The organism is Chryseobacterium sp. Leaf405, assembly GCF_001425355.1.
Taxonomy (GTDB): Bacteria; Bacteroidota; Bacteroidia; order Flavobacteriales; family Weeksellaceae; genus Chryseobacterium.
In genome coordinates, this window is sequence record NZ_LMQN01000016.1 from 217,625 (window position 1) to 243,229 (window position 25,605).

The window sequence follows — 25,605 nt, forward strand, 5'->3', positions numbered from 1 at the left end:
TAAGAAAAGGAAAGGTTTTTTAAAGAAAATTTTCTATAATTTACCTTCAATTCCGTTAAGCATCATTGCGATAATTCCTACGAAAACCCAAAATCTTAAAATATTCAATATCAAAAAGTTACTCTTTTTTGTTTGGTTTAAAAGAAGATAGATGCAAAGAATGAATATAAAAAGCCCACCCGAAAAATAATAGGCCATAAATCCTGAAATTCCTGTACGGAGAATCAGTTTCATGGAAACTATCATGGTTATAATTAATAAAGAAACAATAATAATTTTTGTGTTTTTACTTTTAAAATAATTCGGAATTGTTATATATCCAAAGGCTTTATCAACACTTTTTGTCAACATATCTTTTACAATATCAATACATAAAAGAACTAGGAAAAGAAAGATTGCCATTAACAAAACTTTCTTGGAAAATGTCTCGTAATATACCATCATTCCAAAAAAAGGATACAGCGTTAAACTAACAAAAGTGAGATTATTTAAGATAAAAATCCGACTTAATTTGTGGCTGTAAAACCACATAAAAAACTGATACACCACAAAAAAAACAAAAACCCGATGTGAAATCATCCAAGCAACTCCCAAAGAAATAACACTTAAAAACAAATAAACGTATAAAAAGTATTTCTGTTTAATGAAACTTTGAAGTCTTGTTCTGAAGGGTTTTACGATATGGTCTTTCTCAAAATCATAAAATTGGTTGATGATTCCCCCTGCCAAAATCGTGAGAACTGTACAGAAAATAATTCCGTGAACTTTAAAATCAAAGACAAATTTCCTGAAAGTTTCATCCTGATTAAAAAGGAAAAACGTTGAAACATACAATGCAAAAGTGAGCAAAATGGCAACAAAAAAGCGAGCTCCCAAAAGAAAGCCCACGAATTGTGAAAATCTGTAAAGAAAAGATTTTTTGATATAATTTTTCTGTTGGAAAGTTTCTTTCTCAGAATTCATCCCAACGTGTTTAGAATCTGTAAATCACTTCTTTATGAAAGCCATCAAGCATCTTTTCTGCTTTGTCATAATCTTTAGTGAAACCTAAAATGTAACCACCACCTCCGCTTCCGCAAAGTTTTAAATAATACGCATTAGAATCCAGTCCCTTTTTCCAGATATTGAAAATACTTTCAGGAATCATCGGACGGAAATGTTCATATGCCCAATGCGAAAGTTTTTTAAGATTTCTAAAGAAAGGATTCATATCTTTTTTAAGGAAAGAATCTATACATGCGTTGTTATAACGGATAAACTCTTCTTTTAATGTTTTTCTGAAACCTTCAGTCTTCATTTTTTCAAAGAAAATCTGAATCATTGGTCCGGTTTCACCCGTAATTCCTGAGTCAATTAAAAAGATAGCACCTTTACCTTTTTCTCCGTCAGGTATGGAAACTTTATCTAAATTTTCTTTATTTTCGATCAAAATCGGTAAATTCATATAACAGATCAAAGGATCCATTCCTGAACTTTTACCGTGAAAATAGCTTTCCATTTCACCAAAAACAGCCTTCAGATTTTTTAAATTATCTTTAGAAATATTTTCAGGATCATGTTTTTTTAATGAATATTTTTCGAAAATAGCAGCGACCAAAGCTCCTGAACTTCCTACGCCATATCCTTGTGGAATATTAGAATCAAAGAAAAGCCCTTGTGAAATATCTTGTTTAAATCTTTCTACATCTAACTTAAAATCATCGGACAGCGATAAATCTGCAAGATAATTTGAATATTTCTGCAGATGTTCATTTGATTTTTTCTCGAATTCAGATTCGGACTCCGAGAACTTTAAAGTTCCTTTGTAAAAGCTATATGGAACAACTAGACCCTGAGAATCTTCGATCATTCCATATTCTCCGAAAAGAATTATTTTAGCGTAAAATAGAGGATTCGTCATGTTGACAATAAATTTTTTGCAAATTTAAAATTATTCTGTTGAATATAAGCAAAATTCGAGCCGAATTATAACATATTTTAACACCAAAATTATTATAAACTTTTAATTATTTCTAAAAATCTATATTTTATTATCTTAAAGGTAGCAAAAAAGCCTGACATAATCAGGCTTTTAGTACTTATTTATTTAAAACTTATTGTTTAATTAATTTCTTGGTAACTTTTTCTTTTATTGTTTCTACCGTTACTACGTAATTTCCAGTTAGCATAGAAGAAATATTTACATTGAATTGAGTTCCTTTTAATGCAGATTCTGATTTAATCAACCTTCCTGCTTCATCATAAATTTTGAATGATTTTAAAGCATCTTTTGAAGAAATTGTGATTGCATTTTTTGCAGGATTCGGATAGATATTCACTGAATTATCTTTAGTATTTACATCTTCAACGGCTAAAATTGCACAAGAGAAATTCGCTTTCCAGCCAATCCCTGTTTCTGCCGGGTCTGAAACAAATCTTACCGTAATTGCACCTGACGGATGGGTTGAAGTAAACGTTCCGGGTAAAGTTGTCCCCGTTAAAGCATTTCCTGTTGCAAACATTGGTGAGCTAGTAGACGGACCATTATAAATATACATAAAATCGTAACCGTCTTCTAAACCAAATTCTGTAAAATTCATCGTTAAATTAGAACCTGAAGAAGGATAAAAAGTTTTAACAATAGTCTGGCTGTCGCCATAATTTCCTGTCACACCTCCTGTATCTGTAAATAATATTCCGCTGCACCAGTTTGCATCTGTCAGGAACATCTGTGTTCTCTGATATCCCGCAGAACAATCTGTTCCTACTGATAAAAGATAATACGTTGCAGGTTCAAGACTTGAAAAATTAAATGTCTGTGTTGTTGTATTTCCCGTTGAAACAGGAGTTCCGTCGAATTTCGTTAATTTATATTTCCAAGAAGTGGAAGTTCCATCTGTAAATGCTGCACTCGCTGAATTCTGTGTAATATTTGAAACAGATAATCCCGTTATTGTTGTCGTACAAGCTGTTGTACAATTTGTTCCTAAACAAGGTTTAGATTCTACCGTATTTCTGATTAGCGCAGCAGGCTGAGGACCAAAGCCATTGGTAAAATTAATTCCAACCCCTGAAATTAAATGACAATAACTCATGATCGTACCTTTTACTGTCGTAGAAGGAATAGGACCTGTGCAACCTTCATCTGCTCCCGCAGCAGGACCGCAACCGTCGATAGCTGTGTTGTTTCCGTTCCATGCACAAGCGTGTGTGTGAGGCGAACCTAAACTATGCCCCATTTCGTGAGTCATCGCCATAATCGTCCATGAATAAACAGGAACATTATTATACGTTTGAGATGCACCTGAGTAAGCGTGTCTATTGGTTGTACATAAAGAATTAATGTAAGCAACGCTGGTTGTAGAAGGCTGATTTACTAAGTGAGCCAAATCTCCGTTAAAAGTCTGTCTGTTTGCTCTGAAGCTTGCCAAATTTGCATTCGGAGTTCCTGTATACGGGTCCGCTGTTGTCCAGACATAGATTTCGTTTAGAGCAATTTTCACGTCATCATTGTTATAAAGAGTAGCAATATTGTTATGAATTGCCGTTAACCAGTTCACTGTTGTCGTTGTATTTGATCCGTTATTAACATAGGGAGTATAACAAACTTCATAATAAATTCTTACACAATTCTGAGTCAATACTTTTGCCGTATTTTTTTTATCATCAGGATTATATGAAAATTTCTGTTTATGGTTGTCTGTTAATTCATCCACACCACAAACAAAAGGATTAATACCTGTCAATTTTGAATCTGAATAGCTTACAAAATCAGAAGAATTTTTCACTTTACCTACGATGATATTTCCTAATTCTGGTGTAGAAGCAACTCCTACAATATCATTATCAAAGAAACTGAAAGCTACAATCGATTGATTATCTCCTTTTACAATTCCCTGATAATAAGCTCCCGGATTGTAGTTTACCACTTCACTTTTATTGGTTGTAACTTTAAAATCATTGGTAAAAATTTGATTTTTGTACAGTTCCATTGTAATCATTTTTCCGTCGAAAGGAAAAGATACTTCAAGATATTCAGGTTTTTCTGTGGCTATTTTTTTAAGCTGTTTAGCATCAACATTAATAACCGTAATGTCTGTTGCTGCTCTTTTGTACTCGGGTAGTTTCTCGGAATTTTTGCTTACTGTGAACAAATCATACTTTTCAAAATTTTTCTTTTGAGTATGATATTCTGAAACTTTTTGAGCAACAGGTTTCATATTTTGTGCAAAACCGAATATCGAGCATTGCAAAATGGAGAGAAGTAGAAGTTTTTTTATCATTTTTACTATTTATTTCAATTTGCAAATAAACAAAAAAATTCTAATAGTTGTGAAAATATGCTATCATTTTCACCTAATTTGAAACTTAGAACAAATTAATTGTAATAATATTATAATTAAAATTTATTTAAGGTAAATAAAAAAAGACATTAAAATAATTAATGCCTTTCTATGTATAATTGTAAATATTAAAATCAGTCTTTTAAAATTTTATTGTTTACGAATCTGATTAAGATTGCGCCAATCGCAAAAAATGCAGCCATTGATATAAACGCATACTGCATATTATGAAACTTCTGAATAAACACACTGAAAATAAGCATTCCGCAAATAATTGCTATTTTTTCAAGTACATCATAAAAGCTGAAATAAGTTGTATTTTCCATAGAATTTTCCGGTAACAACTTTGAGTATGTCGATCTGGACATTGCCTGAAGACCACCCATAACCAAACCTATCAAACCTGCCAACCCATAAAACTGAAGTTGCAAATTAGGATTTTCTTTATTCAGAGAATATGCAGATAAGCAACAGATGATCCAGATGATAACTGCAATCGTGATCACATTTTTATTTCCGATTTTTTTAGATAATTTTGAGAACAGAAAAGCTCCAAAAATTGCGATAATCTGAATGACCAAAATTGTAATAATAAGCTTGTATTTATCGACTTCTTTCGGAAAAATCACCGTGCTTCCAAAAGGAACAGCCATTAAAAATATAGTCTGCATCCCAACACTATAAAAGAAGAAACTTGATAAGAAGAATTTCAATCTTTTATCTGAAAAAAGTTTATTTCCTACACTAAATAATTCCCTGAAACTTTCTTTAGCAATGTCTTTATAGAAACTGATATTATCTTTTAACACTTCGAAAAATCCACCCTGTTCTTCGTGTTTTTTGAAAATATTCTTGTAATTTAAAAGAACCAGATCTTTAGGAAGCTTGTCTTTAACATCTCCAAACTGAGGTAAATGTTTAAATGTATATTGTGAGAATCCGAACCACCAAGCTCCTGTTAATAAGAAACTGATTCTGATATAGATCTTAGACTGTTCAGGACCTTTCGCTACCAATTGAATCAATAACAAACAGATAATCAATAAAATTACAGATCCTATATACCCATAAATATATCCTTTTGCAGAAAGTGAATCCTGCTTTTCCGGAGTGGCAATATCCGGTAAAAACGAATTATAAAATACCAAACTTCCCCAAAAACCTACACTCGCTGTAATGCTGAACAGCAAGCCTAAGAAGAAATTGGACATTCCTGTAAACATCGCCAATCCCATACATGATGTTGCTCCCAGATAACAGAAAAACTGTAAGAAAGATTTTTTGTTTCCGATTGTATCTGCCAATGATGATAAAAATGGTGACAAAAGCACAACAAGAAAAAATGACAATGCGTAGGAAAAACTAAGAACGGCATCCGGCTCATAATTTTCTCCGAACACTTTAATCATGTGTCTCACAGGAACTTCCTGGATTTCTTTAGCCGCAGTTACGAATTCCTTTTTGTTGTAAGCTGTCGTTAATATTGTGTAATAAATAGGGAATATTGCAGACGTAATGACCAAAGAATATACAGAATTTGCCCAGTCATAGACCGCCCAGGCTTTCATTATCTTTGGATTATTCTTTATATTCTGAGGTTGTTGATTCTCAATTTCAGACATTTCAAATAAATATTAGTAGCACAAAAATATAAAAACCATTGAACATTCGGCGGTTTTTATTTTGTTTAGGATAAATTTTATTGTTTGGTTAAAGTTCAAAGGTTCTTATGAACTGTTTTCATTTTAATTTAAACTTAAAATGAAAAAATCCGAAAGCAAAAACTTCCGGATTTTAATGTACTTATTTAACTAAATATTACATATTTTCAATAACAATAGCAGAAGCACCACCACCACCATTACAGATTGCAGCGGCACCGTATTTTGCATTTTTTTGCTTTAATACATTGATTAATGTAACAATAATTCTTGAACCTGAACTTCCAAGCGGGTGACCCAAAGCAACTGCTCCACCGTTCACATTTACTTTAGAAGCATCTAATCCTAAGATTTTATTATTAGCCAAACCAACTACAGAAAATGCCTCGTTAAATTCGAAGAAATCGACATCCGTAAGCTCCAATCCTGCTTTTTTAAGAGCAATCGGTAATGCTTTTGAAGGTGCAGTCGTGAAATCTTCAGGAGCCTGAGCGGCATCAGCATAAGAAACAATTCTTGCCAACGGCTTCAGCCCTAATTCTTCCATTTTTTCTTTAGAAACAAGAATTAATGCAGAAGCTCCGTCATTTAAATTAGAAGCATTTGCAGCTGTTACCGTTCCTTCTTCTTTTTTGAAAACTGTAGGAAGTGTCGGGATTTTATCAAATTTTACTGCTTTATATTCTTCATCTTCAGCGAAAATGATAGGCTCTCCTTTTCTTTGAGGAATTTCAACAGGAACTACTTCTTCTGCAAATTTTCCTTCGCTCCACGCCTTTGAAGATCTGGTGTAAGATTCAATCGCGAAATTATCCTGATCTTCTCTTGTAATACTGTAATCTGTTGCACATTTTTCAGCACAAACTCCCATGTGAACATTGTTGTAAACGTCTGTAAGACCGTCTAAAACCATTCCGTCCAACATTTTAACATCACCTAATTTAGTTGCGTTTCTTGCATTATAGTAATGAGGAACTGAAGACATATTTTCCATACCTCCTGCAACGATTACGTCTACATCACCCGCTTTAATTGCCTGTGCAGCCATAGTAACTGCCTTCATTCCTGAAGCACAAACTTTGTTTACTGTAGTAGAAGGTGTCTCAATAGAAAGCCCTGCTCCCAAAGCAACCTGACGAGCCGGAGCCTGTCCCTCACCCGCCTGTAAAACGTTCCCCATATAAATTTCCTGAACCTGTTTAGGATCAAGACCAATTTTATCTAATGCTCCTTTTACGGCAGCAGTTCCCAACTTTGTAGCCGGAACGCCTGCTAAGCTTCCTAAAAAACTCCCAATAGGAGTTCTTACTGCAGAAACGATGAATACTTCTTTCATTTTATAATTCTATTTTTATATTTTAAAATTGAGTAAGCCTTTCGGCTTATATTTCTATTTTTTGCTCTCTTCTATTTTTTCTAATGGCAAATCATATTTATCGCCATTCATGGTACTTTCAATTCTTAAAAAATTATCCTGACTTGCAAATATTCTGTTAGAATAAACATCTCCAACTTTTACAGGATTTTCTTTCTCTGATTTTTCCAGCACAATCACTTTATAATTACATTCATCAACAAAAACCATACTTGATTTTATGAAATCTTTTCCGTCATTATAATATTCTGTCTGAATATTATCTTTTACCGTCATATACCAAAGATTTTTAGGATAATTAATTCTTAGAAAAGTTCCTTCTTTGATATTGATACATTTTATGGGATTATCTAATGGCTTTTGACTTGAAACCTCAGATTTTGGTTTATCCGATTTTTTTTTCTGAGCATCTACCTGTGAAACTCCTAAAAACAATACGGCTACTGAAATTACCTTTAAAAAATTCATATTTGTGTTATTATTTATAATTTGTTATTGTTTTTTGTAAAAATGATGATGAAAGCTCCTAAAAATTCTACTATCCAGCCCCATTTTATTTTTACGATTCCTGCCAGTTTATTTTGCCAAGATTTAAAAGGCATAAAGCTAAAATACTCTGCAGCCTGAACTTTTACAGCAAATAAAGTAAAGAGAAACAAGAGGATTAAGAGAATTCCAAAGATTTTTGTCATTTTTCCACTATTGTTTACAATACCGAAAAGCGCTCCTGCGGATAAAACCCAACAGGTAACTGCCAAATAATGGTCTATTTTCCAATAGTTCCAATTTCCGATGACAGGAACATGAACCAACGGCAGAAAACTTCCTGCAACCACCATTATTAATCCTATTAACTGAATGTTTTTCATATTTCTCAAAGTACCAAAATACAAAAAAAAACACACTTTAAATAAGTGTGTTTCAAAAACAATAATTTATTATTAACTAACAATTAATAGTAAAAATTTCATAATAAAATTTAATAATTTGTAAAAAAACACAATCATTTTTATTAATTTAAAAATTAACATTAGCGATTTCCAATCCTATCTGTAATCCATATTTCTTACTCAACCGAGCATTATCATTAAAAGCCGGGGTGAGATCTTTCTGAATAAATAAATTAAATCCGCCTAAACCAATTCCTAATTTAGCTCCAAAAATAAGATCATTTACGCCATGCATTACTCTTTCACGCTCTACAATTCTTTTACTATATTCGGTAGAATATTTATTATAAATGATATTTCCCGCCTTTACACAACCGTAAATACCTGCGATTAAACTAATCTGGCTTTTTCTGTTATCCAAATATTTAACTCCGTCGTACTCTGTATATTTAGGATTTAAAACCAATCTGAAATCCAATGGAATATACACATACGTGATATTGAATTTGGTATTTTTAAGGTTTCCTTTGGTAAAGTCTGTAAGTGCCAATGTATTATTTTCCTGGCTGAAAACTTTACCATATTTCGGAGTAAACTGATCAGACCGAACGCCTAATCCGACACGATAAAATAACGGACTTCTGTAGCCACCAAGCTGATTTTCATACCTGACCGCAAAACTGGATGCATTGTAAACATTAGCTCTTATGTCAGAATCTTTATTATAAAATCTGAAAGGTTCATCTTTTGAAGTCAGGTTAGCACTCACGAAACTTACCGTAAGATTCCAATTATGAAGATAATCTTTTGGTTCTTTTTTGTTGCCGTTAATTTTCATTTTCAGTCCCGAAATTCCTAATTGAAGTTCATTTCTACCATGGCTTTTTACTGTATCATTTGTACCTAATACTGCATTTCTCACCATTTCTTTCGTTGCATCTTCTAAGTCAGATTTTTCTGCATCAACTTTAGTATTGATAATTTCCTGATACTTAGAAGCTATCTCAGCCCTTTGTTTTTGTTTTTCATCTGCAGTAATCGATTTTGCATTATAATTTTTATCGACTTCATCCAGCTCAGTATTCATTTTTGTTTTTTCTGAAACTACTATACTGTCAATTTTTTGAGAATAAGAATTCAGATAAGGCTTTTCCTGCGCCGAATAATACGAAAAAGCCATTACAGCAGTCATTACAGCAATTTTTGTTTTCATAATTTCTAAGTTATTTTAAACAATAGTTTTTCTTCCGTTCCTATTTCAGAACAGTTTTTTATAGTTGAAAGTTTACACGATTATTTTGTGTCTATGGAATCGGAAAAGATAGTCATTCCAAGCACTTTGAAAGAAGTTAGCCTTGGACCTTTAATTTTACTCATATCTAAAACCCCGAACTTTCCATGTTCTTCGAGATTTTCTTTACGGGTTTTATCAAATTCTCTTCCTAAAAGCAATTCGTCAGCTTTTATATAATTCACTTTTTTCTTTTCAGTAATGACAGGATTTTGAATCTCTGTAACCACTATTTTATCTTCAATTGAAGGGAATTCTTCTTTGGCAGAACTAATTTCATTATTAGCAATTGTTGAATTATTTGCGAATTTATCCTCCACACTTTTATTTTGATTTTCATGAACAAAATCTTGCTGAGAATGAAAAACTTTGACTTTATTATTTTCAGATTGTTCAAAATCGGAATCCATAATTTTTAGGCTTGAATTTATTTTTGAATTTTCAGTTGACTGATTTGATGAAGTCAATTTATCCTGAGAAATATTTTTAATCTCATTTAAATTAAAATACAACAACCCTCCTCCCAGAGAAACCAAAAATGCAATTACAGCAGCATATTTCCACCATTGAAAATATATTTTTGAAGATGTATCAATAACTTTATCCTCAGAAAAATCCATTTGATCAATCTTGCTCCAAAGACCTGCTGAAGGCTTTATTTCAAGCTTTTCGTAATCAGATTTTAATTGATTCAATATTTCTTTTTTCATTTTCTTTTGATTTTAAATAATCTGCAAGCCATTTTTTTCCTTTACTAAGCTGGCTTTTACTTGTTCCTTCTGAAATATTGAGTATTTCTGCAATTTCCTGATGTTTTTTCTCTTCAAATACATACAAATTGAAAATTAATCTATATCCGACCGGCATTTGTGAAAAAATTTCTTCAATATTAATTTCATCAAAGCGTTCTTCAAAATCATCCTCCAAATATTCGTCTGAAATTTCTATATCTGAATACAAAATGTTTTTATTTTTCCTTATAAAATTAATCGCATCATTTACAACGATTTTTCTCAGCCAAAAAGGAAAACTTTTCCAGTCCCGACATTCATTAATCTTTGTGAAACATTTCATAAAAGAATTTAAAAGAATATCTTCAGCATCATGAAGGTTATTGGTATAAGAATTCGCAATGGCAAGCATTTTCGCCGAAAACATTTCGTAAAGAGCTTTCTGCCCTCTTCGATCCTGTTTTTTTGCCAGTTTAAAATTCTCTTCTAAATGCTTCATGTATTGGTTTCTATCTATAAGACGAAATATTTTTCAAATGGTTGCCTGAAAAACAAAAAAATTGCACTTTTTTTGAAAGTGCAATTTAATATTTTAGTAATCAATGAAATAAATTAATGTTTTATTTTTGATATTTCTGCCGGATTGTGTTTGTGTCTGAATAAAACAGCGAATAAAATAGCTAAAATCAGAGCGTAAGCCGCAAAAGAAAGCCAGATGTTCTGCCAGTCTTTTACCATTACGATTGCTGATAATGTTCCGTCAGGATTTACCGCTGAATTAAAACTCTTTTTAAGAATATCCAAAAACGTCTGATTATCAGGAGTCGTTTGTAAATAGGTTGCCAAAGAAGAAACGGTTGTAAATTTGTGTGTAAAAAATTTATCTATTGCCCAACCTGCTGCATAACTTCCGAAAACAGCTCCGAAACCGTTTGTCATCATCATAAACAAACCCTGGGCTGAAGAACGAATCTTCTTGTCAGTTGTCGTTTCCACGAAAAGTGATCCAGAAATGTTGAAGAAATCGAAAGCCATTCCATAAACGACACAAGAAAGGACGATTAATCCTAATCCGTATCCTTCAGGAATTCCGTAAGCAAAGAATCCGAATCTTAATACCCAGGCAAACATCGAAATCAACATTACTTTTTTGATTCCGTATCGCTTTAAAAAGAAAGGAATCGCCAATATAAATAGTGTTTCAGAAACCTGAGAAATCGACATAATAATCGTTGATCTCTGTACTACAAAAGAATCTGCATATTTCGGAAAATGTTCAAATTCACTTAAAAATACATCTCCGTAAGCGTTTGTCAACTGCAAAGCCGCTCCTAATAACATGGAGAATAAGAAGAATAATGCAGTTTTATAATCTTTAAATAATTTAAATGCATTAAGACCTAATTGCTCTGATAATGGCGCCGTTTTATCAATTAATTTCTGTGGAGGACATTTTGGTAATGTTAAAGCATAAATTCCCAATAAAATAGCTGCTACCCCAGCAATGTAAAACTGTCCTTCTGTCGCTTTATTACCCGTAAGATTGGTAATCCACATGGCTACAATAAATCCAACTGTTCCCCAAACGCGAATCGGCGGAAAGTCTTTTACAACATCCAAATCGCTGTTTTTAAGAATCGTGTAAGAGATAGAATTTGCTAATGCAATCGTTGGCATATAAAAACACATTGCCACAAGCATTACTGTAAAAAATGAACCGGGATCTGCCGAATGTGGTAAAATGAAAAGTACAACTCCGTAAAGGATGTGTAAAACCGAAAAAATTCGCTCTGCATTTACCCAACGGTCTGCGATAATTCCGGTGATGGTCGGCATAAAAATGGATGCAATCCCCATAGTTCCGAAAACAGCTCCAAACTGCGCTCCGTCCCAATGTTTTGTACCGAACCAAAAATTAGCCATCGTAATCAGCCATGCTCCCCAAACGAAGAACTGCAAAAAACTGAGGATGGTCAGACGTAATTTTAAATTCATAAGTTAGTATAAAAATATCCCTTTAATCAATTTTCTTTTTCCTTCTTTTGATTTCTTCCTGAATCTCAAGAGCGGTATCATAATCTTCTTCCTTCACAGCTTCTTCCAGTAATTTCTGAAGCTCTTCCATAGAAACTGATCTTAAATTATCTTCTGCTTCTACTGTTTCAGAAAATGACTGATCTTCTTTAGCAACATCCTCTAATTCCAGAAGAATTCCCGCTTCATTCAGTACTTGCTGTGTTGTATAAATCGGGGCATCAAATCTTACTGCCATTGCTACTGCATCTGAAGTTCTTGCGTCAAGAATTAATTCTTCATCATTAACTTTATTTTTAAAGTTGATATTAGAGAAGAAAACTCCATCTACAATCTGATAAATAATTACAGACACCAATTCGTAATTAGCAGAAACGATAAATTTTGTAAATAAATCGTGTGTAAGAGGACGAGGCGGATGAATGTCTTTCTCCAGACCAAGAGAAATGGATTGTGCCTCGAAATTTCCTATAACAACAGGTAATTTTATGTGTGTTTCTTCATGTTCCAATAACAACGCGTACGCCCCGGATTGGGTCTGGCTGTACGATATTCCGCGAATAATTAACTGTTTATAATCCATGGCTACAAATATAAATTATTTTTTTCTTGTGTTTTCACTTTTTTAGACAAAAATAAAAGCCCGAAATGGGCTTTTATATATGAATTGTGAATTAATTTCGTTGTCAATTTTGCTTCATAAGTGAATTTAAAAAACACTTTAAAACTGACAAGTGAAATAAACTGACTATTGCCAATTCACTTTTTTTATCCTTTTAATGCTTTAATTTTCTCTGTTAATGCAGGAATAATCTGAAAAGCATCTCCTACTACACCGTAATCAGCTGATTTGAAGAACGGAGCTTCTGCATCACTGTTGATTACAACAATAGTTTTAGAAGAGTTAACTCCCGCCAAATGCTGAATTGCACCAGAAATACCTACTGCGATATAAAGATTTGGAGAAATCGCTTTACCAGTCTGTCCTACGTGCTCTGTGTGAGGTCTCCAACCGATATCTGAAACTGGTTTAGAACAAGCTGTAGCAGCCCCTAAAACGTTTGCCAATTCTTCGATCATTCCCCAGTTTTCAGGACCTTTCAATCCTCTACCTGCAGAAACTACGATTTCAGCCTCTTTAAGATCTAATTTTCCTGAACTCTGTTCGTGAGAAATTACTTTAGTATCTTCATTAGCCACAGATAAGTTTTTCACTTCTTCTGAACCTGAAACTGAATTTTCTTTAACACCGAAAGCATTTTGAGAAACCGTTAAGATCGCTCCTGCTGCTTCAGATTTTGCATGCATAAATCCTTTTCCTGAGAAAGCTCTTCTTTTCACCTGAAACGGAGAAAGACTTTTCGGAGCTTCCAAGGTATTGGTGATTAATGAATGTCCGTTCATTATTGCCAACATCGGAGCGATAGAAGAAGCATCTGTTGTGTGAGGGAAAACGATGATATTTCCGTTTGCCACTTCATTTACCGCCTGAGCATAAGCTTTAGCCGAGAAACTTTTCAGCCCTTCATCTTTGATATTAATTACATTTGATGCTCCATATTTATATAATAAATCTGAAGAATCTGTTGGGTTTACAGAGATCGCCGTAACGGTATCTCCAGCTTTATCTGCAATAGCTTTAGCATAAGAAACTGCCTCAAAAGCTGCTTTTTTGTAAACTCCGTTTATATTTTCTGCGTATACGAATACTGCCATTTTTCTTGATTTTAAGATTAAAAAATTTAATAATTAAATGATTAGATAACTTTAGCTTCTTCGTGAAGTAATCTTACCAATTCATCCAAATTATCAGGAGAAACCAATTTCACAGCAGCTCTCGGAGGTACACTGTCGTAAGAAACTCCCTGAACTTTCACCTCAGAAGAAGTCGGCTCAACCACCTGCAAAGGCTTTGTTCTTGCAGACATAATACCTCTCATATTTGGAATAATTAGATCTTTTTCGTCTACCAAACCTTTCTGACCAGCAATCACAGCCGGTAATTTCACAGAAATAGTTTCTTTACCTCCTTCAATTTCTCTTACAGCAGTAGCCTCACTTCCATTTACATCAAGACCTACAGATGCATTTACGAAAGGCTGATTCAACAACTGAGCAACCATTCCCGGAACAGAACCACCGTTATAATCGATAGATTCTTTACCACAAAGAATTAAGTCATAACCACCGTTTTGCGCCACAGCAGCGATTTCTTTTGCCGTAGAATAGCTGTCTTTAGGATCAAGATTTACTCTTACCGCATCGTTAGCACCAATTGCCAATGCTTTTCTGATCACAGGTTCTGTAGCAGCATCTCCAACATTGATTACCGTTACCGTAGCTCCCTGAGATTCCTGAAATTTAATTGCTTTTGTTAACGCAAATTCGTCTAACGGGTTGATTACCCACTGAATTCCGTTTTTGTCGAAAGCAGATTTGTCTGCTGTAAAGTTAATTTTCGAAGTAGTATCCGGAACACTACTTATACAAACTAATATTTTCATATGTTGTTCTTATTGATTTTATTTGTCATATGTAACCTTTCGGTTTCATGTGTACTCTATTTATTGTTTCTCTTTTGTATAAAAATTAGGGCATTTTATACCGAGATTTTGTTTAATTAATTTTTGCTAATATAAATAAAAAATATATTATGCATGCATAATACTTATTATTTTACTATTCAGCGCATTAAAAGTATTATTTACCTGGTTGTGAAGCTCTAAACTCAATCTTGCTTGGCAAAACTCTCGGATTCATTTTTAAAATATCCAAAACTAAATTCCCCATATCATCAGGCTGGATCTTCCAAGCATCCTTTTCAGAAGGTACATTTCCGTTAAAATTTGTTGCCACTGAACCTGGCATAATTACCGTTGATTTAATGTTATATTTTCTCAAATCAATCATTGCAGCCTGAGTGAATCCTACAACCCCAAATTTTGAAGCGTTATAACCCGTTCCGTTTTCAAAGAAATTGGCTCCTGCCAAACTTGAAACTGTAATATAATATCCTTCTGTCTTTTTTAATTCTTCAACTGAAGCTTTTAAAGTATAGAAAACACCCGTTAAATTGGTTTCAATCATATCATTCCATTCTTCCGCAGAAAGTTGATCTACGGGTTTGAATATTCCTAAGCCTGCATTAGCAATTACAAAATCCAGTCTTCCAAACTTCTCAATGATATATTTTACCGTCTCCTGTTCACTCTCCAGACTTCTTACATCGGAAACAATTCCTAAAACATTTTGAGAATATTGTTTTAATTCCTGTCCGGCTTTTTCTACATCATCTCTTTTTCTTCCCGAAAATGCTATCGAAACTCCGTTTTCAAGCAAAATTTTTGCAATCCCGAAACCTATTCCTTTCGTTCCACCTGTTATATAAGCGACTTTGTCTTGTATCATATTATTTGATTAAGTTCTTAAAAATAACAAAAACGCCCCAATTGGAGCGTTTTATTAATACTAATATTTGTCAGTAATTTTATTTTTTAATGAATTTTTTAGAAGTTTTTCCTTCTTTAGTTTCAATATTAATGATATAGTTTCCTGACGAAAGATCTGTAACATTTACTTTTTCACCATTCAGTTCAGCATTTACATTTCTTCCTGACATGTCAAAAACTTCTACCTTATTAACTTTCTTATCTGATTTAATTGTTAAATAATCAACAACGGGGTTTGGATAGATTGATATTCCTTCATTTTTGGCAACAGTAGTTTCATCAATCGCCAAAATAGCTGAAGTATTACTAGCTAATACTCTATAGTTATCTATACCAAAAGTTGTTGTTGCATTATTTCCAGTTCCCGGAGAACTATATACATCGAATTCATTCGGGATAAATCCAGCCGGAGTGGAGTACCCGTTAACATTTAATACTAAAGGTGTCCCATTATTAATTACATAAGTAATCTGACCTGTTATTGTGTCATAACTATATCCTACACTAACCCAAGTATTTGCAGGGAAAGTGCTTGTCGTTAGTCCAGTAATATTATAAAAATTACCTGTTAATCCGTCTGTAAGATATGCTAACCCGTTGATTGTCTTAGTAGATGAATTATATCTAATACCGACAATTCCAACAGAATTACCATCCGCATCTTCACCATATATTGCAACTCCCGAGCTATGAACACCAGTAGAAGTTCCAGTATAAATGTCAGCAACACCTTTTATAATATTATTTCCAGCAGTCCTAGTATTCCATGCTACGTCTAATCCATCCTTAAATACATATCTAGATGCAGTGGCAGTAGCTGTATTACCTGTTGTAACTTGCAGATAATTTCCGTGTCCTCCTGTACCTGACACAATTTGGTAGTCTGTAACTGCACCTGTGTATGGATACATTCCCCCTTGACCTGCAACTGTTCCAGTAGTACTTGTTCCGATATTGCCCACTGTATATGAACTATACGTATCAGTCTCTAAAACCTGAGCTGTTAATGACGAAGACACTATAAGTGCCAAGTTTAAAAGTAAAAATTTTTTCATAATATTCTTCTTTAATATTTGATTGCTAAAATAAGAAAAAAATCCCTAAGAATGAAAATCTTAGAGATTAATTATAATAATTATAAATACTATTTAGCATAATTTTCAAAAAACAGTGGAATACTCTCAATTCCTTTGTAGAAATTAAATAATCCGTAATGTTCATTTGGAGAATGTATCGCATCAGAATCTAATCCAAAGCCCATTAATACAGATTTAGCACCTAAAACCTGTTCGAACATCGCTGTGATGGGAATACTTCCACCACCTCTGTATGGAAGAACTTCTTTTCCGAAAGCTGTCTCCATAGCCTGTTTGGCAGCTAAGAATTCTTTTGTATCTGTCGGTAAAACATATGGCATACCTCCGTGATGTGGTGTAATTTTTACTTTTACGTTTTCAGGAGCTATTTTTTCAAAATATTTTGTGAATTTCTCTGTAATTTCTTCTGGAGTCTGATAAGGAACTAGACGCATTGAAATTTTAGCAGAAGCCTTTGAAGGAATTACTGTTTTTGCACCTTCTCCTGTATAACCACCCCAAATTCCATTACAGTCTAATGTTGGACGAATAGATGTTCTTTCCAATGTCGTATACCCTTTTTCACCTTCTACTCCGTTTAATCCGATTGATTTTTTGAATTCTTCAGGATTGTCTTTCAATTTATTCATATCTGCTCTTTCTGCATCAGAAACAGTTTCTACATTATCATAAAAGCCGTCGATAGTAATATGACCGTCTTCATCGATTAACTTAGCAATCATTCTTGAAAGCACATGAATCGGATTAGGAACCGCACCACCATAAAGTCCGGAGTGCAAATCTCTGTTTGGACCTTCAATTTCAACTTCCACATAACTTAAACCTCTCAAACCTGTTGTAACAGTTGGCTGTTCGTTGCTGTAAATATGAGTATCAGAAATTAAAATACAGTCACAAGATAATTTTTCTTTATTTTCATTCACAAAATCACCTAAGCTTACAGAACCTACTTCTTCTTCTCCTTCTAAAATGAATTTAACATTACAAGGAAGTGTATTGGTCTGCATCATTGCTTCAAAAGCTTTCAAATGCATGAAAAACTGTCCTTTATCATCTGCAGAACCTCTCGCAAAAATAGCTCCGTCAGGATGAAGTTCTGTTTTCTCAATATACGGTTCAAAAGGTGGTTTTGTCCATAATTCTAATGGGTCGGCAGGCTGAACATCATAATGTCCGTAAACCAAAACCGTTGGTAAGTTTTTATCTAAAATTTTATCCCCATACACAATAGGATATCCCTTTGTCTGGCAAATTTCCACATTGTCGGCACCAGCATTTTTAAGGTATTCTGCCACGACATCCGCACATTTTAATACGTCATTTTTATAGGCAGGATCTGCAGAAATAGAAGGAATTCTCAATAATTCAAATAATTCATCAACGAAACGCTGTTTGTTTTCGTTGATGTAATGTAATGTCTCTTGCATTGTAAAATTTTATTTTGTTAAAAGTAAAAAAATTGCCCCGCAGGAACAAACAAAAACAGACAAATTTCCTAATACCTATTAATAACTGATAATTAAGAATTTAACATTACCTCAAACAAAAAATGCCCTGCATCTCTGCAAGGCACTCTTTATATGGTGTACTGATAATTAGTGTTCAGCTTTTGGAGCGTGTGCTTCTTCAGGCTTTGCTGTTGAAGTTGCGCTATCCGTTTTAGGAGCTTCCTCATCATGCTTTTCAGCCGTTGCACCTTCTGTATGTTCTGCAGCAGCTTCATGACCATGACCGTGAGCTTCAGCACCACCCTGTACATCTTCAGAATATCTGTCTGCACCTTCTTCAAGCTTAATAATATTCTTATTTCCGCCAGCCTGAATCTTTTTGCAGCTTACAGCAACAGTAGCAAGAGCCAAACATAGAACTAATTTTTTCATATGTAAAATTTATTTTTTAAGGTCATATAAAATCACATTACGTAGCCGTTTATCATCATTTTTAACAGCAAGCGATTTCATGTTTAATTTTTTGATTGCCCAAAATTAAGGATTCCTATTTTTTTCAGCAACATTTTTAGACTGATTTTAATATTATTTTCCCTTTTTTGGATTGTGTAAAAATAAGATAGTTTTTTCCACCGTCTTTTAATCCATATTTTTTCTTGATTTCTTCCGGTTTTAGAGGGTAGTTTTTTGAAATAATATTAAACTGACTTTTCTTTTTAATTTCTTTAGCATCAATCATTTCCATCTCAAAAATCCTTCCCGGAAAATTGGTTTTTTTTTCATTTGAAGTATAAAAATGAGAATTCGGATGAAGCTTTTTTAGCTGAAATTTTTCTGAAATTAAATTAAAAACTCCGGCTTTCAGCATAGAATTATTAGGAATATAAATAAATTTTTCAGGTTCGGCATATTCTGCATGGGCATTTTCTTCTTCTTTGAACGTAAAAGTAAAATTAGATTCGTCGCTTTCTAGATTTATACAATTGCAAATTATCTCATCTGAAATTTGATTTGATAAAAAGACAACCACTTCTTTCACATCATTTTTAACAGCAATAATCTCAATTCTAGAAACCCCTTTCAATACAGAAATCAAGTATTTTAAATCAATTAAAGGCGATAATTTTATGACAACTTCATTGGAAATTGAAAGTAACTTTTCCTGGATTTCAATAATATTCGGTGATAAATCTTCCAGCAAAAAGACTTTGTTTTTATTATTGTCCCTTCTCGCTGGATCAAGGTAAATTAAATCAAAATTTTCATTATTTTCCGTTAAAAAATCTTCCAGTTTCTGATTGATGAATCTTGCTTTTTTATCTAAAATATTCCAATTGTATTCAACAATTTCCAAAAGCTCAGCATTCTGTTCGATAAGTGTAATTTCTTCAAAATTTTGAGACAAATAATATGCATCAATTCCAAAACCACTCGTTAAATCAATAAACTTTTTCCCTTTTAGAATTTCTGATTTATATTCAGCTGTTTTTTCGGATGAAGATTGTTCCAAGCTTAGTTGCGGTGGAAAAATGATTCCTTCTTTCAACAAAAACGGAAACTTCTTCTTAGCCACTTGTTTCCCTTTAATCTGTTGAACGATTTCCTGCATAGAAACTTCGGTAAAGGGAGATTTTTTTAACAATAAAGAATGCAAATCCGTCGTAAGATTTGCATTAATATATTTCTGAACTTCTTGATTTATAATTTCTTTTTCCACAATTTATCTTTTGTAAAAAATATAATCCGTTAGTATCGGTTTAATTCCGTTTTGCTTCAACAGAGAATTGATTTGCCCTCGGTGATACGTTGAATGATTGATTGCCTGAAAAAGCATTTCAAAAATACTGTTTTCAAATTTTGTTCCTTTCGAATTCTGATATTCAACTTTTTGATCCAGATCCGAACTTTCTATAATCTGGATACTTTTTTTGAAATTCTGATGATTAATTTCATTCAAATGTTCAAAAGGATTAATCTGCCACACTTTGAAAGATTCTTCTCCTAAAATCCGTGAATTCCAAACCTGTTGAGCATTTAAAGTATGATTGATTAAACTGATTGCTTTCTCATCAACCTTTTCAAGATTTTCAGAAATCACTTTTATCATCTCTTTGTTGAAATGATAGGAATACTCAAATAAATCAATCAGTTTTTCTGTCATTATTCAAACATTTCAGCCCAACGAACAGCCTTAATTTCGTTTTCGTTATATAATTCCTCAACAGATTTTTTAACTTCTAATTTTGGATATAAATTAACGCCAATCAGTTTTATTTTTCCTTCTTCTACCCATTTTTGTTCTTCAACAGCGTGGTCGTAGATTTTTTTCTGAATAATTCCTTGCTTTAAAAGCTCCATATAACCTCCATTTTCTTCCATCTCAACAAAAAACGCCCATGATTTTTCGGCAATCTGCTGCGTAATATCTTCTACATAGTAACTCCCGTTTGAAGCATCTTCAAAAACATTAATAATACTTTCGTAAGCTAAAACAATCTGCTGTTTAAAAGAAATTTCTTCTGAAATATCGGTACTTTTATCAACAAGATAATTATTACTAAAAACAGCATCTGCGCCACCAATCATTGCAGAAGCCAACTCTAAAGTCGAACGGATCAGATTATTTTCGTTATCGGCAACAGCTTTATTTCTTAACGAAGTTTCAGCAAAAATATATGGAATTTCGTCTAAAGTATATTCTTTGGAAAGTTGATTGAAAACCATTTTAAAAGCTCTCAATTTTGCCATTTCAAAGAAATAATTTGCTCCTACTGCAATTCTGAAAACCAGTTTATTTAAAATTTCAGCACCGTAAACTTCAACCAGTTCTTTCGTTTTAGCCAACGCAATTCCTAATTGCTGATAGATTGCAGCGCCAGCATTTTGATGAAGAGAAATATCTACACAAATATTTCTTCTAAACTCTTTTGCCAATAATTCTTTCACCAACTGATCGTTAATGGTAGCTTCTTTTTCATCAAAAACGTTAATTAACGAAAAATACTGATCTTCTTCTTTAGGACTGATATGTCCAGCCAAATCAATATTATCTACAAAAATTGTTTTCTGCTCAAGATTTTCAACATTCTGATCCAAAATAAACGCAAACACATCTTCTTCTAAACTTTCGTGATATCTTGCAACCAAATGCGTGCTTTCTTCGATTTTTGGAAGATTTACCAAAGCTTTTTGAACAGAATCATAGAAAGGCTTCACCTCAATCCCTTCAAGATTTTCTTTCTTCAGAACTGAATAAATATCATCAGTTTTAAGCTGTTTTTTAACTAAATTTTCCCAGACTGTATTTGACATTGGTTATTATTATTGGTGAATTGTCAATCGTCAATTTTGTTTCACAAGTGAATTTTTCATCGACAAATTTTGACATTCTATATGGATTTACATTTAAAAATTAACACGCAAAGTGAATTGATCATTCAATATTCACTTCTACATTATTTTTTGGCAACATTTGTACTGTCGACTACCAAAATGAAAATCTCTTCATTCGGCTTTTTCATAAAATAATTTTCTCGTGCGTATTTTTCTTTTTCGGACTTATTATTCATCAGTTTCTTGTAGAATGTATCATTCTTTTCGTATTCTGTTTTATAATATTCCAATTGTTCTTCGTATTTGCCGATTTCTCCGTTGAGCTCATTAATAACGAGAAAAGAAGTTTTATCAAAGAAAACCATCCACACCAGAAACATACAGATCGTAATCACATATTTATTCAATACATAAGTTTTGATAAATTTAAGTGTTTCCGATGTCGGTTGAATATCCTTTATTAATTTTTTCTCAGCCATTTTCAGAAGATTTTAATGTTTTCTAAGTGAGTTTTTAATCACGGTGGTCAGAAAATCAATAGCCACCGAATTCTGTCTCATATTGGGAATAATTAGATCTGCTTCATTTTTTGAAGGTTCGATAAATTCCTGATGCATAGGTTTCAGGGTCGTCTGATAACGGTGAAGAACTTCACCCAAATCTCTTCCTCTGTCTTGAGTATCTCTACGGATTCTTCGGATCAATCTTTCGTCGGAATCTGCATGAACAAACACTTTTAAATCAAACTCTTTCAACAATTCTTTGTTCGTTAAAACAAGAATTCCTTCTACTACCAATACATTTCTCGGTTCTACCGTTACATGGTCTCCCGTTCTGGAATGGGTAACAAAACTGTAAATCGGCTGCTCAATCGCCTCATTATTTTTAAGCGCTTTTACATGTTTCAGCATCAATTCAAAATCGATAGACTTTGGATGATCATAATTGAGAGCTTCTCTTTCTGTAAGCGTTAAATTATGATTATCATGATAATAATTATCCTGAGAAAGGATGTTCATTCCTTCAACATCAAGCTGCTGAAGGATCTTGTCAACAACTGTAGTTTTGCCGGATCCTGTACCTCCTGCAATTCCTATTACAAGCATTCTTTTAGAGTTTCTTTATAGTTGGTACAAATATACTATTTTATACGTGACAATGCACTTTGTAAAATATAAAACGTAATAATGAAAATCTTTTTTGAGTAAAAAATAAGCTCCGACAAATTGTCGGAGCTTTTAATTTTATACGATTTCGCTTGTTAATTCCCTTGAAAGCAATTTCTCGTGCATTGGTTTCAAAATATCTATTGAACCGGTTTTCACAGTGCATTTTCCTTTAAAATGAACAAGAATCGTGCATTGCTCGGCCTGTTCTAAGCTATGTTTGCAAACCTGAATCAGAGAATCAATTACATAATCGAATGTGTGTACATCATCATTATGCAAAACTAATTTATAGACTTCATCAGTTTCATCCAAAACGAGTACTTCTTCTTCGTACTGGCGTTTAGGATCTTCATAATCTTTTATGCTGTTATAAAAAATCATTTTTATTGTATTTAAAGTAGATTAAACCTCTCCTATTTTTTCAGCAAGGTCATTAATATTATTCGGTTCTTCATAAACCAATTCTACGAGCTCAACGCTCTTATTATTCATTTTTAAAATCTTAAAATGATAATGATCAATATCAAATTCCTGATTTTCTTCCGGAATATCTGCCAATGCATGAAGAATAAATCCTGCCAATGAATTATACTCGCTTTCTTCTGAAAGAGCAAGTTTTTTAGGTAAAAATTCATTGATTTCGTCCAATGGCTGCGTAGCCTGAACCCAATAAGTATTTTCTCCTATTTTATCAACTATTTTTTCTTCATCATCTTCTTCATCCTGAATTTCACCTACCAATTCTTCCAGAATATCTTCCAGTGTGATAATACCTTCTGTACCACCAAATTCGTCGATGACAATTGCTAAATGCTGTTTCTTCTGCTGAAAAATTTTCAATAAATCTGAAATCTTTTTACTTCCAACCACAAAAAAGGCATCACGCATCAATTCTTTCAAATCTTCATGGTTAATTTCCCCTTTTCTTCTTACAAATTCTCTGATAATCTCTTTTGTATATAGAATACCTATAATATTATCGATTGAATTTTCGTAAACAGGAATACGGGAATAACCGCTATCCATTATTTTGTTAATGATTTCGTTGATATCTTCTTCGAAATCAATTGAAGTAATGTTCTGACGGGGAACCATGATCTGTTTTGCAGAATGATCTGTAAAATCGAATGCATTTTTAATGATCTCATAGTTTTCTTCCTCGATCTCTCCGCTGTCAGCACTTTGTTTTACCAATAGCTGAAGCTCTTCAGTCGAGTGAATTTCCTGTTCTGACGCAGGGTGAATTTTAACTAATCTTAAAAAAGTATTCGACATTAAGTTCATCAACCAGATAAACGGCTTGAAAACAGTATAAAAAACTCTCAACGGAACTGCTGTAGCCATTGTAGTTGCTTCTGATTTTCTAATGGCTATTGATTTCGGGATTAGCTCACCAAAAACAATATGCATTACAGTAATCAAAACAAAGCTGATAACCACTGAAATAGTAGTAATTGTTGTTTGAGCAAACTCTACATTCAGAGAATGCATGATACTTTCCACAACGTGATGCAAAGCGCTTTCTCCAACCCAACCCAGGGCAAGAGATGCCAACGTAATTCCTAACTGCGTTGCCGACAGATATTCATCAAGATGCTTGATAATATGCTCTGCCTGCTTTGCCATAGAGTTTCCTTCTGCGGCTTTTAGCTGGATTTGGGAATAACGAACTTTAACAATTGAAAATTCTGCGGCTACGAAGAAGCCATTAAGTAAAACAAGTAATAAGGCTAGCAAAAGCCTGACTATGTCCGAGTCCATTTAGAAATTATATAATTTATTCTTACAAAGATATACAAAATAAAAATAACAAAAAAAGCATCGTATATCACGATGCTTTAATATTATGTTAAAATAATTCTTTACGAATTTTTCAAAGCTTCTGCTCCTGAAACGATTTCTAAGATTTCGTTTGTAATAGCAGCCTGTCTCGCTTTGTTGTAGAAGATTTTCAGATCATTTCTCAAAGCTTCTGCATTATCTGTTGCTTTGTGCATTGCAGTCATTCTCGCTCCGTGCTCTGATGCTACTGAATCAAGAACAGCTTTGAAAACCTGAGTTTTAATAGATTTAGGAATCAAATTATCTAAGATTTCTTTTCTATTTGGCTCAAAAATATAATCTGTTTCTACTTGAGGTTCTGTAGTTTCGGGCATTGAAATCGGAAGAAGTTGTTCTGTAGTCACTTCCTGAGTAGCCGCATTAACGAATTTATTATAAATTAAATAAACTTCATCAAATTTACCCTCCGTAAAGCTGCTCATTACCGCTTCAGCAACGTGAGCAACAGCATCGAAGTTCAGGTTTTCGTAAACTGCACTTTCGTTAGCATAAACCGTACGGGTTCTTCTTACTGCATCGAAAGCTTTTTTACCGATAGAAAGAACTTCAACCTCATATTGAGAGTTGTTTTGAAACTGTATATTAAGCTCCTTAACAATAGAAGAGTTAAAAGCTCCCGCAAGACCTCTGTTTGAAGTAATAGCGATAAAAAGAACTTTTTTTACTTCTCTTTTCTGAGCGTAAATAGAAACCTGATCAGGATCTGAACTGGAATTTACATTTTGGATAAGTTCCTGTAATTTTTCAGAATACGGTCTTAACATTACGATTGCATCCTGTGCTTTTTTAAGTTTCGCTGCGGAAACCATTTTCATAGCACGTGTAATCTGCATCGTAGATGAAATTGACGTAATTCTACCTCGTATTTCTTTTAAGTTTGCCATATTGGGTTAGTTGTTGGTTGTCGGTTGTTGGTTGTTAGTTTTTAGAAATTTCTATCAACTACCAACCAAAAACCATCAA

26 protein-coding genes are annotated in these 25,605 nt (G+C 33.2%); all 26 read right to left on the reverse strand.

Annotated features, from left to right (window positions below):
* Window positions 1–33: 33 nt before the first annotated feature.
* Window positions 34–963 carry a UbiA family prenyltransferase gene (locus tag ASG22_RS16895; protein WP_055987244.1) on the reverse strand — a complete coding sequence of 310 codons (930 nt, stop codon included), beginning with the start codon at window positions 961–963 and terminating at the stop codon, window positions 34–36.
* Window positions 964–973: 10 nt separating this feature from the next.
* Window positions 974–1,900 carry a mevalonate kinase gene (locus ASG22_RS16900; protein WP_055987246.1) on the reverse strand — a complete coding sequence of 309 codons (927 nt, stop codon included), beginning with the start codon at window positions 1,898–1,900 and terminating at the stop codon, window positions 974–976.
* 193 nt (window positions 1,901–2,093) lie between these two features.
* On the reverse strand, window positions 2,094–4,262 hold the full coding sequence (locus ASG22_RS16905; protein ID WP_055987248.1) for a T9SS type A sorting domain-containing protein: 2,169 nt from the start codon (window positions 4,260–4,262) through the stop codon (window positions 2,094–2,096).
* Between the two features lie 194 nt (window positions 4,263–4,456).
* Window positions 4,457–5,944 carry an MFS transporter gene (locus ASG22_RS16910; RefSeq protein WP_055987249.1) on the reverse strand — a complete coding sequence of 496 codons (1,488 nt, stop codon included), beginning with the start codon at window positions 5,942–5,944 and terminating at the stop codon, window positions 4,457–4,459.
* Between the two features lie 196 nt (window positions 5,945–6,140).
* On the reverse strand, window positions 6,141–7,319 hold the full coding sequence (locus ASG22_RS16915) for an acetyl-CoA C-acyltransferase (RefSeq protein WP_055987252.1): 1,179 nt from the start codon (window positions 7,317–7,319) through the stop codon (window positions 6,141–6,143).
* 54 nt (window positions 7,320–7,373) lie between these two features.
* Entirely contained in the window at window positions 7,374–7,826 is a 453-nt protein-coding gene (locus ASG22_RS16920) for a hypothetical protein (RefSeq protein ID WP_055987253.1), read from the reverse strand.
* A 14-nt stretch (window positions 7,827–7,840) separates the two neighbouring features.
* Window positions 7,841–8,227: a hypothetical protein gene (locus ASG22_RS16925; protein WP_055987255.1), complete on the reverse strand. Its 387-nt coding sequence runs from the start codon at window positions 8,225–8,227 to the stop codon at window positions 7,841–7,843.
* Window positions 8,228–8,375: 148 nt separating this feature from the next.
* Complete coding sequence (locus ASG22_RS16930) at window positions 8,376–9,461, reverse strand: hypothetical protein (protein ID WP_055987258.1); 1,086 nt, start codon at window positions 9,459–9,461, stop codon at window positions 8,376–8,378.
* An 80-nt stretch (window positions 9,462–9,541) separates the two neighbouring features.
* Window positions 9,542–10,249: a hypothetical protein gene (locus tag ASG22_RS16935; RefSeq protein ID WP_055987260.1), complete on the reverse strand. Its 708-nt coding sequence runs from the start codon at window positions 10,247–10,249 to the stop codon at window positions 9,542–9,544.
* Complete coding sequence (locus tag ASG22_RS16940) at window positions 10,215–10,769, reverse strand: RNA polymerase sigma factor (RefSeq protein ID WP_055987263.1); 555 nt, start codon at window positions 10,767–10,769, stop codon at window positions 10,215–10,217. The genes ASG22_RS16935 and ASG22_RS16940 overlap by 35 nt, the downstream gene beginning before the upstream one ends.
* 113 nt (window positions 10,770–10,882) lie before the next feature.
* Window positions 10,883–12,265 carry a nucleoside permease gene (locus ASG22_RS16945; protein WP_055987264.1) on the reverse strand — a complete coding sequence of 461 codons (1,383 nt, stop codon included), beginning with the start codon at window positions 12,263–12,265 and terminating at the stop codon, window positions 10,883–10,885.
* Window positions 12,266–12,287: 22 nt separating this feature from the next.
* Window positions 12,288–12,887, reverse strand: a complete 600-nt coding sequence (locus ASG22_RS16950; protein ID WP_055987265.1) for a bifunctional nuclease family protein — start codon at window positions 12,885–12,887, stop codon at window positions 12,288–12,290.
* 185 nt (window positions 12,888–13,072) lie between these two features.
* Window positions 13,073–14,020, reverse strand: a complete 948-nt coding sequence (locus ASG22_RS16955) for an electron transfer flavoprotein subunit alpha/FixB family protein (RefSeq protein WP_055987266.1) — start codon at window positions 14,018–14,020, stop codon at window positions 13,073–13,075.
* A gap of 41 nt (window positions 14,021–14,061) precedes the next feature.
* A complete protein-coding gene (locus ASG22_RS16960; protein ID WP_055987267.1) occupies window positions 14,062–14,808 on the reverse strand; it encodes an electron transfer flavoprotein subunit beta/FixA family protein in 747 nt (248 codons plus the stop codon).
* Window positions 14,809–15,004: 196 nt separating this feature from the next.
* The gene (locus ASG22_RS16965; protein ID WP_055987269.1) at window positions 15,005–15,712 is read right to left on the reverse strand and encodes an SDR family oxidoreductase; all 708 of its coding nucleotides are present in this window, start codon (window positions 15,710–15,712) and stop codon (window positions 15,005–15,007) included.
* A gap of 79 nt (window positions 15,713–15,791) precedes the next feature.
* Window positions 15,792–16,808, reverse strand: a complete 1,017-nt coding sequence (locus tag ASG22_RS16970) for a T9SS type A sorting domain-containing protein (RefSeq protein WP_055987271.1) — start codon at window positions 16,806–16,808, stop codon at window positions 15,792–15,794.
* Window positions 16,809–16,897: 89 nt separating this feature from the next.
* Window positions 16,898–18,277: a dipeptidase gene (locus tag ASG22_RS16975; RefSeq protein ID WP_055987273.1), complete on the reverse strand. Its 1,380-nt coding sequence runs from the start codon at window positions 18,275–18,277 to the stop codon at window positions 16,898–16,900.
* Window positions 18,278–18,445: 168 nt separating this feature from the next.
* Window positions 18,446–18,730: a hypothetical protein gene (locus ASG22_RS16980; protein WP_055987275.1), complete on the reverse strand. Its 285-nt coding sequence runs from the start codon at window positions 18,728–18,730 to the stop codon at window positions 18,446–18,448.
* 136 nt (window positions 18,731–18,866) lie between these two features.
* Entirely contained in the window at window positions 18,867–20,015 is a 1,149-nt protein-coding gene (locus ASG22_RS16985; RefSeq protein ID WP_055987277.1) for a class I SAM-dependent methyltransferase, read from the reverse strand.
* A 3-nt stretch (window positions 20,016–20,018) separates the two neighbouring features.
* Complete coding sequence (locus tag ASG22_RS16990; protein WP_055987279.1) at window positions 20,019–20,459, reverse strand: DinB family protein; 441 nt, start codon at window positions 20,457–20,459, stop codon at window positions 20,019–20,021.
* Entirely contained in the window at window positions 20,459–21,610 is a 1,152-nt protein-coding gene (locus tag ASG22_RS16995; protein ID WP_055987281.1) for a methylmalonyl-CoA mutase family protein, read from the reverse strand. Before ASG22_RS16995 ends, ASG22_RS16990 begins: the two co-directional genes overlap by 1 nt.
* Before the next feature lie 143 nt (window positions 21,611–21,753).
* The gene (locus ASG22_RS17000) at window positions 21,754–22,110 is read right to left on the reverse strand and encodes an FtsB family cell division protein (RefSeq protein ID WP_055987283.1); all 357 of its coding nucleotides are present in this window, start codon (window positions 22,108–22,110) and stop codon (window positions 21,754–21,756) included.
* 12 nt (window positions 22,111–22,122) lie between these two features.
* Window positions 22,123–22,737: a uridine kinase gene (gene udk / locus ASG22_RS17005; RefSeq protein WP_055987285.1), complete on the reverse strand. Its 615-nt coding sequence runs from the start codon at window positions 22,735–22,737 to the stop codon at window positions 22,123–22,125.
* A 138-nt stretch (window positions 22,738–22,875) separates the two neighbouring features.
* Window positions 22,876–23,181 (reverse strand): ATP-dependent Clp protease adaptor ClpS, encoded by a 306-nt coding sequence (locus ASG22_RS17010; protein WP_055987287.1) that lies wholly within the window; start codon window positions 23,179–23,181, stop codon window positions 22,876–22,878.
* Between the two features lie 21 nt (window positions 23,182–23,202).
* Complete coding sequence (locus tag ASG22_RS17015; protein WP_055987289.1) at window positions 23,203–24,561, reverse strand: hemolysin family protein; 1,359 nt, start codon at window positions 24,559–24,561, stop codon at window positions 23,203–23,205.
* 101 nt (window positions 24,562–24,662) lie between these two features.
* Window positions 24,663–25,526: an ATP synthase F1 subunit gamma gene (gene atpG / locus ASG22_RS17020; RefSeq protein WP_055987290.1), complete on the reverse strand. Its 864-nt coding sequence runs from the start codon at window positions 25,524–25,526 to the stop codon at window positions 24,663–24,665.
* Window positions 25,527–25,605: the final 79 nt, after the last annotated feature.

Coding starts and splice junctions, on each gene's coding strand:
- ASG22_RS16910 (WP_055987249.1), bottom strand. CDS start 5,944: ATGTCTGAAATTGAGAATCAACAACCTCAGAATATAAAGAATAATCCA.
- ASG22_RS16920 (WP_055987253.1), bottom strand. CDS start 7,826: ATGAATTTTTTAAAGGTAATTTCAGTAGCCGTATTGTTTTTAGGAGTT.
- ASG22_RS16975 (WP_055987273.1), bottom strand. CDS start 18,277: ATGCAAGAGACATTACATTACATCAACGAAAACAAACAGCGTTTCGTT.
- ASG22_RS16995 (WP_055987281.1), bottom strand. CDS start 21,610: ATGTCAAATACAGTCTGGGAAAATTTAGTTAAAAAACAGCTTAAAACT.
- ASG22_RS16925 (WP_055987255.1), bottom strand. CDS start 8,227: ATGAAAAACATTCAGTTAATAGGATTAATAATGGTGGTTGCAGGAAGT.
- ASG22_RS16935 (WP_055987260.1), bottom strand. CDS start 10,249: ATGAAAAAAGAAATATTGAATCAATTAAAATCTGATTACGAAAAGCTT.
- ASG22_RS16900 (WP_055987246.1), bottom strand. CDS start 1,900: ATGACGAATCCTCTATTTTACGCTAAAATAATTCTTTTCGGAGAATAT.
- ASG22_RS16945 (WP_055987264.1), bottom strand. CDS start 12,265: ATGAATTTAAAATTACGTCTGACCATCCTCAGTTTTTTGCAGTTCTTC.
- ASG22_RS16905 (WP_055987248.1), bottom strand. CDS start 4,262: ATGATAAAAAAACTTCTACTTCTCTCCATTTTGCAATGCTCGATATTC.
- ASG22_RS17010 (WP_055987287.1), bottom strand. CDS start 23,181: ATGATTTTTTATAACAGCATAAAAGATTATGAAGATCCTAAACGCCAG.
- ASG22_RS17015 (WP_055987289.1), bottom strand. CDS start 24,561: ATGGACTCGGACATAGTCAGGCTTTTGCTAGCCTTATTACTTGTTTTA.
- ASG22_RS16970 (WP_055987271.1), bottom strand. CDS start 16,808: ATGAAAAAATTTTTACTTTTAAACTTGGCACTTATAGTGTCTTCGTCA.
- atpG (WP_055987290.1), bottom strand. CDS start 25,526: ATGGCAAACTTAAAAGAAATACGAGGTAGAATTACGTCAATTTCATCT.
- ASG22_RS16960 (WP_055987267.1), bottom strand. CDS start 14,808: ATGAAAATATTAGTTTGTATAAGTAGTGTTCCGGATACTACTTCGAAA.
- ASG22_RS16990 (WP_055987279.1), bottom strand. CDS start 20,459: ATGACAGAAAAACTGATTGATTTATTTGAGTATTCCTATCATTTCAAC.
- ASG22_RS16955 (WP_055987266.1), bottom strand. CDS start 14,020: ATGGCAGTATTCGTATACGCAGAAAATATAAACGGAGTTTACAAAAAA.
- udk (WP_055987285.1), bottom strand. CDS start 22,737: ATGCTTGTAATAGGAATTGCAGGAGGTACAGGATCCGGCAAAACTACA.
- ASG22_RS17000 (WP_055987283.1), bottom strand. CDS start 22,110: ATGGCTGAGAAAAAATTAATAAAGGATATTCAACCGACATCGGAAACA.
- ASG22_RS16965 (WP_055987269.1), bottom strand. CDS start 15,712: ATGATACAAGACAAAGTCGCTTATATAACAGGTGGAACGAAAGGAATA.
- ASG22_RS16950 (WP_055987265.1), bottom strand. CDS start 12,887: ATGGATTATAAACAGTTAATTATTCGCGGAATATCGTACAGCCAGACC.
- ASG22_RS16915 (WP_055987252.1), bottom strand. CDS start 7,319: ATGAAAGAAGTATTCATCGTTTCTGCAGTAAGAACTCCTATTGGGAGT.
- ASG22_RS16895 (WP_055987244.1), bottom strand. CDS start 963: ATGAATTCTGAGAAAGAAACTTTCCAACAGAAAAATTATATCAAAAAA.
- ASG22_RS16930 (WP_055987258.1), bottom strand. CDS start 9,461: ATGAAAACAAAAATTGCTGTAATGACTGCTGTAATGGCTTTTTCGTAT.
- ASG22_RS16940 (WP_055987263.1), bottom strand. CDS start 10,769: ATGAAGCATTTAGAAGAGAATTTTAAACTGGCAAAAAAACAGGATCGA.
- ASG22_RS16980 (WP_055987275.1), bottom strand. CDS start 18,730: ATGAAAAAATTAGTTCTATGTTTGGCTCTTGCTACTGTTGCTGTAAGC.